Origin of the sequence: Lacibacter sp. MH-610 (assembly GCF_045780045.1) — a bacterium.
GTDB lineage: Bacteria > Bacteroidota > Bacteroidia > Chitinophagales > Chitinophagaceae > Lacibacter.
Genome location: NZ_CP116002.1, coordinates 1 through 17596, shown reverse-complemented (window position 1 = coordinate 17596; position 17596 = coordinate 1). Strand labels below are relative to the sequence as shown.

Here is a 17596-nt window from a genome sequence, read left to right as displayed (position 1 = left end):
CTCATCAAATTCCCTCCACGCAACAAGCTTTCCCTTTATCTTTAGCCTTCACAAAACTTTGCTATGATCAGATTATTTGCCCTGGCCTCCTGCCTTTTTGCCTGCGCTTTCAATTCTTTAGCCCAATCGCCTTCCTGGCTTCGCTATCCATCGATTTCGCCCGATGGTAAAACCATTGTGTTTACCTACAAAGGTGATTTGTATAAAGTAGCTGCATCAGGTGGCACCGCTACTCCGCTTACCATGCATGAAGCTCATGACTTTATGCCCGTGTGGAGCAATGATGGTAAAACCATTGCATTTGCCAGCGACCGTTACGGAAATTTTGATGTGTACACCATTTCCATCAACGGCGGTGAAGCCAAACGCATCACCTATCATTCAGCAGGTGAATATCCTTATGCTTTCAGTAATGATGACAAGACAATCATTTTCGGTGGTACAAGGATGGATCTGCCTTCTAACCGTCAATTCCCCACCGGTTATATGAGTGAGTTGTATTCCGTTTCCGTAAATGGCGGAAGAGTTTCACAAATCATTACTACACCGGCTGAAGATATCCGTTACTCCAAAAACGGAAACCAGTTTTTGTATACCAATAAACCTGCCGGTGAAAACCAATGGCGCAAACATCACACTTCATCTGTAACAAGAGATGTTTGTGTGTATGATGTAAAAACAGGTACGCATAAACAAATTACTTCTTTCAAAGGTGAAGACCGTAATCCTGTTTTCACAACTGATGAAAATGGTTTTTATTATTTGAGTGAAGAAAGCGGTTCTTTCAATATTCATAAAATGAATATGAGTGGCGGTGCATCTGAAAAAATCACCAACTTCAAAAAGCATCCCGTTCGTTTTCTCAGCAGCAGCAAAGACGGATTGCTTTGTTTTTCTTATGATGGTGATTTGTACACCATGAAAGCAGGCGCATCAGCTCAAAAGGTTACTATCACCATCCTTGCTGATGCACGCAGTAATAATGAACGTATTTACCGTGTAAGCAGCGGAAGTGGTATGAGCGTTTCTTCTAATGGAAAAGAAGTGGCCTTTATTTATCGTGGTGAAGTATTTGTAACCAGTGTGGACGGCGGTATTACCAAACGTATTACCAATACACCGGAACAGGAAACCGGTGTGAACTTTTCTCCTGATGGCAAAAAGTTATTGTATGCCAGTGAGCGCAATAATAAATGGAGTGTGTATGAAAGTACCATTGAACGGAAAGACGAACCTTATTTCTATGCATCTACACTGATTAAAGAAACAGCAGTGCTGGAAAATAAGAATCACAATACACAGCCTTTGTATTCCCCTGATGGAAAAGAGATCGCTTACATTGAAAATTTAAATCAACTCCGCATTTACAATATTGCAACCAAGCAAAGCCGTACGGTATTAACAGGTGATCAGTTGTTTGCGTTTGTGGAGAATGATCAGTACTTCCAGTGGAGTCCTGACAGTAAGTGGTTATTGTTTGACTATGCCATTCCCGGTAGTGCTGTTGGCGAAGTTGGTTTAGTAAGTGCTGATGGTAAGAACATTAAAAATCTAACAGAAAGCGGTTTCAGTGATTATAATGCCAAATGGATCATGGGTGGTAAAGCCATGCTGTGGATGAGCAACCGTGATGGCCTTCGTGCTGCAGCCATGAGCGGTGGTGCGCAGGCTGATGCATATGCCATGTTCTTTACACAGGAAGCATTTGATAAATTTAAGCTGAGCAAAGAAGAGGCTGCGTTGCAAAAAGAAATGGAAGAGAACAAAGCCAAAGCGGATACTTCTAAAAAGAAAACACCGGCCAAAGATTCAGTAGTGATCGATTGGGATGGACTGAATATGCGTAAGGCAAAACTTACCATTCATTCTTCTTCCTTAGGCGATGTACTGGTGAGTAAGGATGGAGAAACACTTTATTATTTAGCACGCTTTGAACGTGGTATGAATTTATGGACAACCAATCTGCGTACAAGAGAAACAAGAATGCTCGTTCCGCTCAATGCAGGTTTTGCCAATATGCAATGGGATAAAGAGCAGAAGTCTATTTTCGTAAACAGCGATGGTGGTTTTACGAAGATTGATCCCAACAGCGGCAAACAGGATCGTATTGGCATTAACGGTGAAATGATGGTAGATGGTTTAAAAGAACGCATCTATATGTTTGAGCATGTATGGCGCAGAACAAAAACAACTTTCTACAATAAAAGTTTTCATGGCATTGATTGGGACAGTTTCAAACCCGATTATGAAAAGTATCTGCCCCATATCAGTAACAATCATGAGTTTGCTGAAATGCTGAGTGAACTGTTGGGTGAGTTGAATGTAAGTCACAGCGGTGCACGTTTTGGCGGATTTAATCCTAATGGTGACGCCACCGCTGCACTCGGTATTTTTTATGATTATAATTTTAAAGGCAACGGTGTAAAAATTCTGGAAGTGATCAAAGATGGTCCGCTGGATAAAGCCGGTATGAATGTAAAAGCCGGAATGATCATTGAAAGTATTGATGGCGAACTCATCACACCCGATAAAGATCTGTCACAATACTTAAACCGTAAAGCCGGTAAAAATACATTGCTTGTAATTGTGGATGGTACTGCAAAGCGTGAGCTCACCATCAAACCTGTTTCTTTAGGTGAAGAAAACGGATTGCTCTACCGCCGCTGGGTAAAACGGAATGCAGATGAAGTAGAGCAAATGAGTAATGGTGAATTGGGTTATGTGCATATTCCCGGCATGAGTGATGGCGCCTTCCGCACTACCTATGAAGAAATCATGGGTAAGTTCTTTCATAAAAAAGGAATTGTGGTTGATACAAGAAATAACGGCGGTGGTGATTTAGTGGCCGATCTTGCGATGTTCCTCAGCGGTAAAAAGTTTATGGACTATGGTAATGACATCCGTAACAATGGGTTTGAGCCTAACTTCCGCTGGACCAAACCAAGCATCTCTATTGCCAATGAAGGAAACTACAGTGATGGTCACTGCTATGCTTACATGGTGAAACAGCAGGGCATTGGTAAACTGGTAGGTATGCCGGTGCCGGGTACCTGTTCTTTTGCAGCATGGAGTGGTTTGATGGATACCGGAATTACATGGGGTGCTCCAACAGTGGGTTGTAAAGATGTAGATGGACGTTATCTTGAAAATGCACAAACAGAACCTGATGTTTTACAAAGGAACGAGTATGAAAAAGTAATTACAGGGAAAGATCAGCAGCTGGAAATAGCCGTGAAAGAATTGATGAAGAAACAGTAATCATCTTTTATAAGAACATGATATCTTACAAACAACGCCGCTGCACTCTGCAGTGGCGTTGTTCATTTTTTACAGGCGGCAACATAGTTTCCGGTTGAAGCAGCAACAATTCATTCACTCATCTGTATATTTAGGCAACTACAAACCAATTGCATATGAAGCGCAGAGATTTTCTTTTGAACAGTACCCTGGCGGGTGCTACAACTTTTATTGCCACAGCATGTAATCCTTCCACCAATCAAAAGTCTGATGATACTGCAGATGAAACAGTGGCAGATGATTTTGAACTCAATGAAATAACCATTGATGCGCTTCAGGAAAAAATGAAGCAGGGTGCTTACACGTCCGAACAACTAACACAATTATATCTTGATCGCATCAATGCGATTGATAAAAATGGATACAAGCTTAATTCAGTAATTGAATTGAATCCTGATGCTATAGCCATTGCTCAGCAAATGGATAGCGAACGTAAAGCAGGAAAGTTGCGTGGGCCACTGCATGGCATTCCTGTGTTGATCAAAGACAATATTGATACGGCTGATAAGATGATGACCACCGCAGGATCACTGGCGCTGGAAGGTCATATTGCAAAGTCAGATGCATTTATAGTGACCAAACTTCGTGAAGCCGGTGCGGTGTTGTTAGGCAAAACCAACTTATCCGAGTGGGCCAATTTTCGTTCTTCAAGTTCCTGCTCAGGCTGGAGCAGTAGGGGCGGACAAACGAAAATGCCTTACATCCTCGACCACAATCCATGCGGTTCCAGTTCAGGATCAGGAGTTGCTGTTGCGGCTAACTTATGTGTTGTGGCGGTTGGTACAGAAACAGATGGTTCCATTACTTGTCCTGCATCTGTAAATGGAACAGTGGGAATCAAACCAACAGTAGGATTAGTAAGTCGCAGCGGAATCATTCCTATTTCATCCACTCAGGATACCGCAGGGCCATTGGCACGTACGGTGAAAGATGCTGCTATTTTGTTGGCAGCAATGACCGGCGTAGATGCCAATGATGCCATCACCAAAGAAAGCGAAGGAAAAATTGCAAAGGATTATACTGTTTACTGCAAAGCCGATGGCTTGAAAGGAAAACGTTTAGGTGTAGAAAAAAAGAAATATGATAACCAGTTTTTAAACCGTTTGCTGGAGAAAGCCATTGCTGATTTAAAACAACAAGGTGCTGAAGTGGTTGAACTGGAGTACTTAGAAAAGTTGAATGCTTTAGGCGATGCTGAATTTGAACTGATGAAGTTTGAATTTAAAGCCGGGCTCAATCAATATCTTTCAACATCCAATGCCAAACTGAAAACCATTGATGAAGTCATTGCTTTTAATAAAGCCAATGAAGATAAAGTGATGCCAACGTTTAAACAGGAAACCATAGTGGCCAGTGCTGAAAAAGAAGGGCTTGACAATAAAGCTTACAAAGAAGCATATGCCAAAAGTCATCTCGGTTCCAAAAAATTAATTGATGAAGTGCTGCAGCAAAACAAACTGGATGCATTAATTGGTTTAACCATGGGTCCTTCCTGCAGCATTGATACCATTTATGGCGACCGTTGGGGTAATGTGTTTTTAACCGGTCCTGCAGCTATGAGCGGTTATCCGCATATTTCAGTTCCTTGCGGATTGGCGTATGATTTACCTGTAGGGTTATCCTTCTTCAGCACGGCGTATCAGGAAGGCGAATTGATTTCATTGGCCTATGCTTATGAGCAGTCAACCAAACATCGTGTAAAGCCTTCGTTTAAGAAAGCATTTCTTGCATAAATCAAAAGCTCCTCCTTATTGAAAAAAGGAGGAGCTTTAATAAACTATTGAAGTGCTTACTGCAAATTCATTTTAAACCGTTTCACCTGTTCTTTAATAATCCTTTCCACTTCTGTTTCCATCGTTGCTACTGTTTCAGTATTGCCTTTTGTTTTTTGATCAGTAATATATTGCTGCCGTTGTTGGTTCAGTGCAATGATCTTTGATTGGATGGCAGCACGTTCTTTTCGTTTCTCTGCAATGACTACTTTCAATTCAGCTGTTGATTTGTTTTTTAAACTGTCGGGTAAGGTTTTCTTATCGATCTTTTCAATGGCTGCTTCATTACCCGAAGTATAATCAATAAGATCCCACTCAGCATTATTATATACACCGCTGTTACTTTTTGCTTCGGCACGTTTAATGCCTGCCTTTTTACTCATGCTGGAATTGGCCATATCCATTTTTTGTTGTTTCTCATACAATTCCTGTCCTCTTGTACCATAGCTGATGTAGGTGTTGTTCAGTTGTTCGTTCAATTTAAAAATGGCATCGTCATAAGGTGTAGGAATATCTTCAATTTTATGATCCTGGTTGATATTGCTGAAACTGCCGTTGCCGCATTCACCCATCAGGTTCCAGTATTCACGAATGCCCTGCTGACGGTCGCCGCAATAAATGGTGTTTACAATCACACCTTTGTTTTTGGCAGAAGTACAGGCCTGTGTAAAACTAACCGTGCCCTGGCGGAAACTTTCATTGCCTGCAATAAAAATGACTTTGTACGAATTGGGATTATTGTCCCATTTCAATTCACTGATGGAGGAATAAATCACATGACCGCAATATTCATCACCACCATTGGTGGTTAACGCAAAGAGGTTTTGAGATAATGAATCAAGATTGGTGATGAAGTTATTGATCTGACGGATATAACCCTTTCGTACATCATTGCGGGGCGTACCGTATTCATACAATGCAATTTCAATTTTCGGATTGGTTTTATTATCACAATGTACACGTCCCAAAGTATTCACCATGGTCCATAGCTGTGCCTTGGCCTGGTCAATCAATCCATCCATACTGTTGCTTACATCCAGTAAAATGGCTACCTGTATTTTTTGATCCGTGGATAGTGGTAGAGGAGCTGTGGGTTTTGTGGAAGGGGGAGGAGCAGCCGGTATTGGTGGTTCTTGTAGTTGGTCCGGTTGTTCAGTTGTTGCGGGTTCCTGTCTTTGCTTTTGCTTGGAAGGTTTGGCAAAGGCAGTAATAAGACTGATGGCTGAGAACACGATGGCTGCAGCCAGTAAAGGTTTACGATAAGCTTGCATAACGTTGATTTTACAGATGGGATGCAGCGGTGAATTTGATTGCATAAGATGTGGGCTCCTTTACAGATCATTTAACAATTCCAAAATGCCGGCAGATGCTTAATTTTATAAAAAAAGATATGCTCCTCACAACAACACCCACCATTGAAGGAAGACCTATACAACAGTACATAGGTGTAGTAACAGCCGAAACCATCATTGGCGCTAATATTTTTAAAGACCTGTTTGCCGGCATCCGTGATATTGTAGGCGGCCGCAGCGGCACTTATGAACGTGTGATTGAAGAAGCCCGGCAGAGTGCCTTAACGGAACTGCAGCAAAAAGCTCAAAACATGGGAGCGAATGCAGTAGTTGGTATTGACCTAGATTTTGAAACGGTGGGTAGCGGCGGCAGCATGCTCATGGTAGTGGCTACCGGCACAGCGGTTAAAATTTAATTATTCTCTACAATTTGAAATTCTTATTAAGGAGTTGTAACTGCTGTTGTTATTGATGCTTCAACAGGGATAATAACTCCTTCAGGAAACTTACTGGATGCATCTGCCGTACATTGAATAAAATCCTGTTGTGTTAAACCGGTGCAGTTAATAAACCGGGTTGACTCAAATTTGCAATTGGTAAACTGTGTGTTTGTAAAGTGGATGTTTTTAAAAGTTGCCTCCGTAAAACTGTTTCGTTCAAAGATGGAGTCTTTGATTTTGCCTTCATAAAAACCTGATTGATTAAATACACTTGCAAAAAAATCAGTACGGCTGATATTGTTGCCTGCAAATTCCACCTCCGCAAAAATAGCACTGGCTAATGCACTCCTTGAAACAGTGGTTTCTGTTATTTTGATTTCAGCCATGTACACATAGTTAAAGTCATTTTGAAAAAGCTTTACTGAAAGATGTTCTTCCGGATTTGATAAGTATGCTTTTCTCAGAAACATGGCATATGCATCTGCAGTAACCTGCTTGTGCCAGGCCAGTTTGTATTTATGAAGGGATGCAAGATTTATGAAGTCCTGGTTGTACTGAGTAATGAGCTGATCTTTATTTCTTAAAAAGGATTCTATTTCAACTTTTCCGTCGTTAATAAGCTGGTTATAGTCGGGTGTATTGGCTTGCTGCAGGGAGTATTCCATTTTGGAGATTGCCTTATTAAGGTCATTTACCCGTTGTTTAGTAGGATAGTCCTGTACAAAGAAATTGCGGTTAATATCCTGCAGTCCACTTGCTATGTAAAGCAATTCTTTTCGGTTGCTGTCCTGGATGAGAGTAGATAAAATGGAGTTAATCACATCGTAATCCAGTTCTGTATAAAGCCGGCTCAGTAATACGTCAATTGTATTTTTTTCAAATTCAGGATTGCGTTTGAAAATGCTGAGTGTTGCAATAGCAGCCAGTACTTCCTGTTTTCTGTCTTTAAAGAGATTGGCGTTGGTTTCTTTAAATTTCTCCAGGTGTTTCTCGTAACGGTAACGTTTCAGGGCCCACCATCCACTCACACCGCCAATAATGAGCGCCATGAACCAGGGTGTTTCGCTGCTGGTAAGAATTTTTACTAAAATCTCTCCCATAGTGCTGTATTTGCAAGAAAGGTATTTCTTTTCAATACCAATGTCAATACCGCAAACAGGCATAAAAAAAGAGGCCGGAGCCTCTTTTCATAAATTCAGGATTGTTTTAGTGTATTTCCCACACTTCATTTCCCCTTAATAATTTATCAAGATCGCCTTTTCCTTTTTTGGCAATCACATCTTCTATCTGCAGGCGAAGACCATCTTCATAGCAGGCACGCTCTGTTTCATAAAACACACCAAAAGGTCTGGGTAGATGCCCGTCACGGGAAGGATTGTCAAACATACGCACCAGTATCTGTGCTTTGTAAAAATCATGATCATCATGCACCCACAAATCATCTATACTATGTCCTTCATCCAGGTTTACAACAACAGGTTTAAACCCATCCAGCTTAATGCCTTTGTTTTGAGCAGCCCCAAATACCAATGGCTGACCTTGCTGTAAAAACAATACCTCTTCAGGCTTGGTTGCTTTTTCAGTAAAGATTTCAAAAGCACCATCATTAAAGATGTTGCAGTTCTGATAGATTTCTAAAAAGGAGGAGCCTTTATGAGCATTGGCTCTTGTAAGCATTTCCTGAAGGTGCTTGGGATCACGGTCCATACTGCGTGCAATAAAAGTAGCATCAGCGCCCATAGCCAATGCTAATGGGTTGAATGGATGATCAATACTTCCGAACGGTGTACTCTTGGTAATCTTCTGTTCCTCAGAGGTGGGAGAGTATTGTCCCTTGGTTAAACCATAAATCTGGTTATTAAACAAAAGAATATTCACATCAAAATTGCGACGCAGGAGGTGAATGGTATGGTTACCACCGATGCTGAGACCATCACCATCCCCGGTTACAATCCAAACACTCAGATCAGGACGGGCAGCTTTTAACCCACTGGCTACAGCCGTAGCACGACCATGAATGGAGTGCATGCCATAGGTATTCATATAGTAGGGGAAGCGGCTGCTGCAGCCGATACCGCTGATGATTACAATATTTTCCCTTGGAACACCAATAGAAGGCATTACTTTCTGCACCTGTGCCAGAATAGAGTAATCGCCACAGCCGGGGCACCAGCGTACTTCCTGGTCAGTGGCAAAATCTTTTGCGGTAAGAGGGGGTAACGGAGTTGATATGTCAGCCATCGTTGTTAAGATTTAGTACAACCAAATTTAAGAAAAACAGAATGTAAGCGTAAAGTTTATTTGCAGGCACCCGGTCAATTCCGGTTATGATTCACATCATTTATTGTTCCTGCTGCTTACATAATTCCTCCCAGTACTCTGCAGCTCTCCTTGTGTGCGGTATTACAATGGTGCCGCCCACAATATTCGCCACGGCAAAAATCTCATACATCTGTTCTGTAGTTACTCCCAGTTCATAACATTTGCCCAGGTGATATTTAATACAATCATCACAGCGGAGCACCATGCTGGCTACCAGCCCCAGCATTTCTTTGGTTTGGGTAGAAAGAGCACCTTCTGCATAGGTGTTGGTATCCAGGTTCCAGAGACGTTTAATCACCAGGTTGTCTTTACTGAGGATTACCTCATTCATCCTGGTACGATAGTCATTGAATTCTTTTATAAGATTACTCATGTAATTTTTTTATAAAGATAAGATGCGTTTAAAAATTAAAGCTGTAGTTATCATAAAACAAAAAGCCATCTCTTTCGAAATGGCTTTTCAGGATGTTTACCGTAAGATTAATAACGGCTGTAGCTTTTATTACCAAAAGAACGGTTGTTGTTACTGCGTTCTTCACGGGGTTTTGCTTCATTTACTTTAATGGTACGGCCTTCAACCACACCACCGTCTAATTCCTTGATAGCTGTTTTAGCAGCTTCATCATCATTCATTTCAACAAAACCAAATCCACGGCTCTTGCCTGTAAATTTGTCTGTAATTACTTTGGCGCTTTTAATTTCACCATAGGTTTCAAAAAATCCTCTTAAGTCATCATCTGTAACATTGAAGCTTAAGTTTGATACGTAAATGTTCATGCTTTTTTTATTTGAACAATTAATAAATACTGAGAAAATACGAGGCGGTAAAGACGAACTATCTCTTAGCAGAAATGCGTAGCAGATGAATACGATTCAATTACGAAACACTGTAACTCTCAAAATAACGGAGCAAAGATAAGCGTATCCTGCTACAATTTGTTTTTTATTTTCCGGCTGATTGTTATCATCCGGTTAACTCTTACTCATTATTGGCAGTTCTATGAACTCCGTTTATGTTTATCTTTCAACAAACATTCTTTATGAACTGGCATTTATTACCTGCAAATGAAGTACTTGGTCTTACAGGAAGTACTTTCTCCGGTCTCACTGATATGACGGCAGCATCAAGACTGATTGAGTATGGACCAAACGAATTACAGGAAGCAAAAAAGAAATCACCTCTCATGATGTTTCTGCGCCAGTTCATTGATGTAATGATTCTCGTACTGGTTGCTGCGGCCGTTATTTCAGGATTAATCGGTGATGTAAAAGACACCGTTGTTATTATTGCCATTGTTATTCTCAATGCTATTATCGGTTTTATACAGGAGTACCGTGCTGAAAAGGCAATGGAAAGCCTTAAGAAAATGGCAGCACCATTTGCTACCGTAATCCGCAACGGACAATTCACTTCCATTCCTGCAGCACAAATTGTACCCGGTGATATTGTTGTGCTGGAGGCAGGCAACCTGGTTCCTGCTGATTTACGTTTGATAGAAACCAATGCACTTAAAATTGATGAAGCCAGTTTAACAGGTGAAAGTCATAGTATTGAAAAACTAATTCATCCTTTGCATGGTAATGACCTGAGTCTTGGCGACAGAGTGAATCTTGCATTTAAAGGCACTTATGTAACCTATGGAAGAGGTAAAGGAGTTGTGGTTGCAACCGGTATGAATACAGAACTCGGCCAGATTGCCCGTATGCTGCAGGAACATGAAACGGCAACACCATTACAGGTACGTATGACCGATTTCAGTAAAAAACTTTCGGTGTTTATTTTATTACTCTGTGGTTTGCTGTTCCTGGTGGGATATTTAAGAGGTGAAGATTGGTTAAAGATGTTGCTCACTGCACTTTCATTAGCGGTAGCGGCCATACCGGAAGCATTGCCGGCTGTTATTACTATTGCGTTGGCCTTTGGTGCAAAACGATTGGTGAAAAACAATGCTCTTGCCAGGCGATTGCATGCGGTAGAAACACTCGGTTCTGTTACTTATATCTGTACCGACAAAACAGGAACACTCACTCAAAATAAAATGACGGTATTGCAAACCTGGCAGCCTGCATATACAGCTTTTTCACTTAACAACGGATCGCCGCTTTTAACTGCAATGCTGTTGAATCATGATGTAAAAAAAGGAACGGATGGAATGACGGGTGATCCTACTGAAGTTGCACTTGTTGAATTCGGGGTTAATAACGGAATGAATGTAAACACGGTTGCTGAAATGTATCCACGTGTGGCTGAGTTACCTTTTGACAGCGATCGTAAATTGATGACCACTGTGCACAAAGCGGGAGAGCGTTTCCTGGTTATTACCAAAGGGGCTGTAGAAGCTGTGGTGCAGCGGTGTGTTGAAAAAAACGATGATGCTCTGAACGAAGCCAATCAAATGGCGGCGAAAGGCATGCGTGTATTAGCTTACGGAATGAAGTGGATGGAGACAGTTCCGGATGATGGTGCGGAGACGGTTTATGAAAACGAACTTTATTGCACAGGTCTGGCAGCCATGATTGATCCTCCCAGACCGGAAGTAAAAGCAGCAATTGCAGAATGCAAAACTGCCGGTATTCAACCGGTAATGATTACCGGAGATCATCCTATAACTGCAGAAGTAATAGCAAGAGAAATCGGTATTCTTCACCAAAAAACTGAACAGATTATTACAGGTAGTGAACTCAGCAAAATGAGCGATGAAGCATTTGCGGAGCAGGTAGAGCATATCCGTGTTTATGCACGTGTTAGTCCTGAACAAAAGCTGGACATTGTAAAAGCATTGCAAAAGAAAAATCATTTCGTATCCATGACGGGCGACGGAGTGAATGATGCACCTGCATTAAAAAAAGCCAATATCGGTGTGGCCATGGGTATTACAGGTACAGATGTATCCAAAGAAGCTGCTCACATGATTTTACTGGACGACAACTTTGCCACCATTGTAAAAGCAGTGCGTGAAGGAAGAAGGATTTTTGATAATATCCGCAAGTTTATAAAGTACATCATGACGGGTAACAGTGCTGAGATATGGAGTATTATGCTGGCGCCATTAATGGGTTTGCCCATTCCTTTATTGCCCATTCATATTTTATGGATTAACCTGGTAACGGATGGGTTCCCTGCATTGGCTTTAGCTGCGGAGCCGGAAGAAAAACAAATCATGCAACGCCCGCCCCGTCATCCAAAAGAAAGTATTTTCTCCGGCGGTATGGGCTATCACATCATCTGGGTAGGTTTTTTAATTGGGTTGCTTACATTAGGTACACAGGCATTTGAAATTTATACCGGTAATACACATTGGCAAACAATTGTCTTTACCGTTTTGTGTTTGGCGCAAATGTGGCATGTATTGGCCATCCGGAGTGAACGGGAATCGCTGTTTACACAGGGAGTGCTCAGTAATAAGCTGCTGTTAGGAGCAGTGCTGCTCACTTTTGTTTTACAACTCTGTACCATTTATGTACCGGTGCTCAATACCTTTTTTAATACACAGCCATTAACATGGGATGAGTTGTTACTGGCCATAGGTATTTCATCATTGGTGTTTGTAGCTGTGGAAGTGGAGAAATGGATGAAACGTAAAAAGAAAACTTAACGTTGTTGTGCAAGCCAGTCTTTTATTCCTGCTACAATTTTTTCAGCCATCTGTTTTCTGTATGCAGCATTGAGTACATTGGTTTCATCTTCAGGGTGAGAGATGAACAATGTTTCCACCAGCACATTGGGGAACTCTGTAAAACCGTTGAGTATAAAATTAAAATGCCCCACATTGCCAAACTCACCCAACCCCATATCCAGCATCTGCTGAAGAATTTTTTGAGATAGGGAGCGGTAGCCGATATGTTTATAATAGGTACTCACGCCTTTAATGCGAACAGGATCTGCACTGCTGTTGAGATGAATGCTTACCAGCACATCAGGATTTGTTTCTTTAAAAAGCAGGTAACGATCGTGACTATCATAAGTGGTGTCTTTCGTTCTGGTCATGATCACTTTTGCACCTTCCGCTTCCAATAACTGTTGTAATTCTTTTGCAACAAGCAGTGTCATATCTTTTTCCATAATACCGGTAATACCAAAAGCGCCCTTGTTAGTACCGCCATGACCTGCATCCACACCAATCACCAGGTCCTTCAGTAATAAACTCTTTGGCCGGCGTTTCACTTTGATGATAAGATTGTTACCCGCATAATAAATACTATGACCCCAATGCTGCTCATGGTTTAATTCAATCTTAATACGCAACAGTTCATCTTCTACCTGTTCATAGCTTATATTTTTAATTTCCCGGGTACTCTGCATTTGTGTGACCCAGTTGGTATTAGTGGTAGCGCCAAATACATCTATAATAATTGTGGATGGATTGATTTGATGAAACGATTGATAAGGCAATCGTTCATATAAGATTAAGGATACATAATCATAAAGGCTGTCGCCCCATACCCGCATACTGTTGGTTAGTGAAGCAGGTGAAAAGCCTCCGTTGTTAAGAACATCCACATGTTGTTCTTCAATGTAGGCAGTTCGGTATTTACTGAGTTGTACACAATACTTATCACCCACCTTACTCACTGCTTTCAGCTTCACTAATGAATCGAGGTAACCAATTTTGGTACCGCCTAAACGATCTTCGCCCAATCCCATCAACAAATAAGGAAGCTTTCCTTTTGTTTGAAGGATTATGGGTTCTTGCATGATGCCGTATTTGTTCTTTGTGCTTGCCTCCAATACATCGTTATTAGTTGTGGTAACAATTGCTTTAAGGGGAGCGGGGGTTTCGTTGAATAAATTATCTCCCTCTTTAATTACATATTCTGCTTTGTAAATACCTTTTACGCCATTGCTGTCTTTAACCTGTACCTCTTTCAAAACAAATCCATTCTCAAGCACAACCGTTGCACCGGGCAATGTCTTCAATGTCATCTTTAGCTGATCGCCGGGTTTCAGTAATAAATCACCCGAAGGTTCAATGCGCCAGTAAGCAATCGTATTGGTTGAAATTTCTTTTTCTTTTTCGGGTAGTTGATAGGAGTAGATGATGCTTTGAGTATTTTTAAAACCGTTTTTATCTGTAGCTGTTAACCGAACTACAGAATCTCTCATCGTTAAGTTTACCTGAATCGCAAAAGCTCCGGTAGGCCATACTTGTACTTCAGTATCATTAATAGTAACACTACATTCTTTGCAGGTAACACCTGTAATAAATTGTTTCGGGCTGTTTGTTTTTACTTCATTTTTCGCAGGGCTTACAATTCGTAAAAACGCCTTTTGAGCATCTGCAGAAAGTGGATTCAGATAAAAAAGAAGAGTGAAAAGTACTGTTTGTGTGCTTAGCCGTATCAGTTTTTTTGTCATGCGTAAATGTAAAGTGATCGCTGCAAACGTTTTCATTCGTAAAACTACTTGTTATTTATACGAGTCTAATGGTATTTTATAAAAAAAACTAAGTGTATTGTTTAGTGATATATAAAACGCATGTATTTTTGCTAAGTAAAAACTATTAGTTCGTCCCTGAACCCTATAAGATGAAAACAAAATTCTACTCTTTAGTAGTTGCCGTATGCGCAACTTTTATTTCTGCTCAATCTATCAATGCTCAACAACTGATTGCCGGTACATTCTCCGGAACAGTTGAAAATTTACTTGGAGTTCGTTACAGAAATGTACGAAATGTTAGTGCCAGTCAATCACAAGCTCTTTTTGTGGGTATTCCTGACCTGGGAAGCAGCCGCAGCGGCAGCCGTGTAGATGAAACATTAAATTACGGAACCAGCGGAACCTATACCTTTTCTATTACTTACAATCCTGCATTGAATACATTTACAACTGTAACATCCATCGGTGCCGGTACAACCACTACAACATTTAATAACGTAAGCACCCGTTTAACAACTGATGGAAAAACAGCAACAGCTCCCACTATTAACTATTTTGGTTTAGCTGTTCGTACACAAAATGGTAGTTCAACCATCCGTGTAAGCGACCTGGTGATTGAAGGAATTCCTTTCACAGGAAACTATGAACGCAGTAATAATAACGGTGAAAGTCAATGGTACACAATTAATACAAATCTTACAAACGGTTTTACCATTACAGGAACAGTAACTCTGTTTGGAAATTTCACCAGTAGCACAGAAGGTCAACGTATTCAATTCTTCTTTGGATATACTGCTGCAAGTGGTGGTTCACTGCCGGTTACCTGGGGCGACTTTACTGCCAAACGTAACAACAGCAGCAGTGTTCAACTCAACTGGGAAACCATCCAGGAAATTAATGCTTCTCATTTTGATGTAGAACGTTCTGAAGATGGTGTACGTTTCACAAAAATTAGCAGCGTACAGGCTGTAGGTACTACACAAAGCAGATCAAACTACATTTTTACTGATAATAATGCAGGCGCCGCTGTTTACTACTATCGTTTAGCCCAATATGATAACGACGGTAAGAGAACCTTCTCTTCTATTGCTAAAGTGGGTAATAACAATACAAAAACTTTATTTGCAACTACAGGTAACAGTGTTCGTATTCAATTTTTTGAAGCCGGTACAAAGCAAATCAGGTTAATGAATACCAACGGTACACTTATCCGCCAGGTAACTGTTTCAAATATGCAGGCTGACCTGGATGTAACAGGTCTTTCAAAAGGTGTTTATATTATGCAGGCTGTTGACGGAAAAGGTCAATCAGAAGTTTTCCGTTTCATGAGATAATCAATAAACGACTTATTTGTTTAGGCAAATAGTTTTTACACAAAAGAAAACCGCTCCTGTCTAAGAGCGGTTTTTCTTTTTCTTTTCTTCTTAATAGATTAAAGCGGATACTTACCATCATTACGCAACTTCGCCACAATTCTTCTTCTTGCTTCTTTACTATTGAACGGGTCTACTTTGGTAAAACGTTTTAATCCCAGCAACATCATCTTATGTTCATCACCATCTGCAAATGCATTGATGGCGTCTTTACCAAACTTATTAATGTTGTCAGCAGCATCATACAAATAGGTACGCATCATATCCAGTTCAAACTGTGCAGCGGCTTCTCCTTTTGCTTCCGCCATTTTTGCAGCACGTAACAGCGCACTTTCTGCGTTAAATGTTTGAATGGCCATATCTGCTACATTCATTAAAATCTCCTGCTCCTGTTCAATTTTCATCATGAGCTTTTGCACCGCAGCACCTGCAACGAGCATGATCGCTTTTTTGAAATTGGCAATCGCTTTAAATTCTTTTGCAAAAGGCGTATCCTCTTCACTTCCAAAATCAGGAATACTCATCAGTTCTTTCTGTACGCCCATAGCAGCACCCATAATATCCAGTCTTCCTTTCATGGCACGCTTCAATACCATATCCACTGTTAAGAGACGGTTGATTTCATTGGTGCCCTCATAAATACGGTTGATGCGGCTGTCACGATAGGCTCTTGAAATTTCATACTCAGCGCTGAAACCATTACCACCATGTATCTGAACCCCTTCATCTACACATAGATCCAGCACTTCACTTCCATCCACCTTGAGCATGGCACATTCAATGGCATATTCTTCCGCAGCGCCGAGTAATGCTTCGTTAAAAGGTTTGCCGCTTGCAAGTAATTCCTGCTCTTTTTGCTCAATCCATTGTGCAGAACGGTACAAAGCACTTTCCTGCACCCAGATGCGTAATGCAATTTCAGCCAGTTTGTGTTGAATCGCACCAAAGTTGATGATGGGTTGTTTAAACTGCTCACGGGTCATGGCATATTGCAAGGACACATTGAGTGTTCTTTTAGCACCACCAATAGCTGCGGCTGCTAATTTCAAACGACCGATATTTAAAATGTTGAAGGCGATTACATGACCTTTCCCTTTTTCACCCAGCAGATTCTCTACTGGTACTTTGCAATCCTGGAAATACAATTGTACGGTAGATGAACCTTTAATACCCATTTTATCTTCCTCACTGCCCTGTGTAAAACCTTCCATACCACGCTCTACAATAAAACCGGTAAACTCTTTGCCGTCAATTTTTGCAAACACAGTATATACATCTGCAAAACCGCCATTGGTGATCCAGCATTTTTGTCCGTTAAGGATATAATGCTTGCCGTCTGCACTCAGCACAGCAGTTGTTTTAGCACTCAAGGCATCACTGCCGCTGTTGGGCTCCGTTAGTCCGTAGGCGCCTTTCCACTCGCCACTTGCCAGTTTGGGAATGTATTTTGCTTTTTGTTCCGGTGTGCCGAAATAAAGAATGGGTAATGTACCAATACCTGTATGAGCTGCTACCGCTACAGAAAACGAATGGCCGCCGCCCAATGCTTCATTCACCAATGTAGAAGTGATGAAATCTTTTCCCAAACCACCGTATTCTTCCGGTGCTGATGTACCCAGCAGACCCAGTTCTCCTGCTTTATCCATCAGTGAGGGCATCAGGCCTGCTTCCATTTTATCAAGTCGTGCTACAACAGGCAGCACTTCTGTGTCAAGAAACGAAT

At 41.2% G+C, this 17596-nt stretch carries 12 protein-coding genes; 5 read left to right on the top strand and 7 right to left on the bottom strand.

Features of this window, described 5'->3' with window-relative positions:
- Nucleotides 1–63: 63 nt before the first annotated feature.
- Nucleotides 64–3258 carry a S41 family peptidase gene (locus PDL71_RS00060; protein ID WP_407523877.1) on the top strand — a complete coding sequence of 1065 codons (3195 nt, stop codon included), beginning with the start codon at nucleotides 64–66 and terminating at the stop codon, nucleotides 3256–3258.
- A 155-nt stretch (nucleotides 3259–3413) separates the two neighbouring features.
- Entirely contained in the window at nucleotides 3414–5030 is a 1617-nt protein-coding gene (locus tag PDL71_RS00055) for an amidase (RefSeq protein WP_407523875.1), read from the top strand.
- Between the two features lie 56 nt (nucleotides 5031–5086).
- Here the strand turns inward: PDL71_RS00055 and PDL71_RS00050 are convergent, their stop codons facing one another.
- Nucleotides 5087–6340, bottom strand: a complete 1254-nt coding sequence (locus PDL71_RS00050; RefSeq protein WP_407523873.1) for a hypothetical protein — start codon at nucleotides 6338–6340, stop codon at nucleotides 5087–5089.
- A 119-nt stretch (nucleotides 6341–6459) separates the two neighbouring features.
- On the opposite strand from PDL71_RS00050, the gene PDL71_RS00045 reads away from it, so the two are divergent.
- Nucleotides 6460–6777: a heavy metal-binding domain-containing protein gene (locus PDL71_RS00045; protein WP_407528433.1), complete on the top strand. Its 318-nt coding sequence runs from the start codon at nucleotides 6460–6462 to the stop codon at nucleotides 6775–6777.
- A gap of 26 nt (nucleotides 6778–6803) precedes the next feature.
- On the opposite strand, the gene PDL71_RS00040 is transcribed toward PDL71_RS00045, so the two are convergent.
- The 4 genes from PDL71_RS00040 to PDL71_RS00025 form a co-directional block, all read right to left on the bottom strand.
- Nucleotides 6804–7901 carry a pentapeptide repeat-containing protein gene (locus PDL71_RS00040; protein ID WP_407523871.1) on the bottom strand — a complete coding sequence of 366 codons (1098 nt, stop codon included), beginning with the start codon at nucleotides 7899–7901 and terminating at the stop codon, nucleotides 6804–6806.
- Between the two features lie 106 nt (nucleotides 7902–8007).
- Nucleotides 8008–9042 carry a 2-oxoacid:ferredoxin oxidoreductase subunit beta gene (locus PDL71_RS00035; protein ID WP_407523869.1) on the bottom strand — a complete coding sequence of 345 codons (1035 nt, stop codon included), beginning with the start codon at nucleotides 9040–9042 and terminating at the stop codon, nucleotides 8008–8010.
- A gap of 100 nt (nucleotides 9043–9142) precedes the next feature.
- Nucleotides 9143–9496: a carboxymuconolactone decarboxylase family protein gene (locus PDL71_RS00030; protein WP_407523867.1), complete on the bottom strand. Its 354-nt coding sequence runs from the start codon at nucleotides 9494–9496 to the stop codon at nucleotides 9143–9145.
- Between the two features lie 107 nt (nucleotides 9497–9603).
- A complete protein-coding gene (locus PDL71_RS00025; RefSeq protein ID WP_407523866.1) occupies nucleotides 9604–9900 on the bottom strand; it encodes an RNA recognition motif domain-containing protein in 297 nt (98 codons plus the stop codon).
- 263 nt (nucleotides 9901–10163) lie between these two features.
- Between PDL71_RS00025 and PDL71_RS00020 the strand changes: the two genes are divergently transcribed.
- The gene (locus PDL71_RS00020; RefSeq protein ID WP_407523864.1) at nucleotides 10164–12719 is read left to right on the top strand and encodes a cation-translocating P-type ATPase; all 2556 of its coding nucleotides are present in this window, start codon (nucleotides 10164–10166) and stop codon (nucleotides 12717–12719) included.
- On the opposite strand, the gene PDL71_RS00015 is transcribed toward PDL71_RS00020, so the two are convergent.
- The gene (locus PDL71_RS00015) at nucleotides 12716–14479 is read right to left on the bottom strand and encodes an N-acetylmuramoyl-L-alanine amidase (RefSeq protein ID WP_407523862.1); all 1764 of its coding nucleotides are present in this window, start codon (nucleotides 14477–14479) and stop codon (nucleotides 12716–12718) included. The two genes, PDL71_RS00020 and PDL71_RS00015, sit on opposite strands and share 4 nt — an antisense overlap.
- A gap of 170 nt (nucleotides 14480–14649) precedes the next feature.
- Here PDL71_RS00015 and PDL71_RS00010 point away from each other — a divergent pair, with 170 nt between their 5' ends.
- On the top strand, nucleotides 14650–15834 hold the full coding sequence (locus PDL71_RS00010) for a T9SS type A sorting domain-containing protein (protein ID WP_407523860.1): 1185 nt from the start codon (nucleotides 14650–14652) through the stop codon (nucleotides 15832–15834).
- Nucleotides 15835–15932: 98 nt separating this feature from the next.
- Here the strand turns inward: PDL71_RS00010 and PDL71_RS00005 are convergent, their stop codons facing one another.
- Nucleotides 15933–17531 carry an acyl-CoA dehydrogenase family protein gene (locus PDL71_RS00005; protein WP_407528430.1) on the bottom strand — a complete coding sequence of 533 codons (1599 nt, stop codon included), beginning with the start codon at nucleotides 17529–17531 and terminating at the stop codon, nucleotides 15933–15935.
- Nucleotides 17532–17596 lie beyond the last annotated feature (65 nt).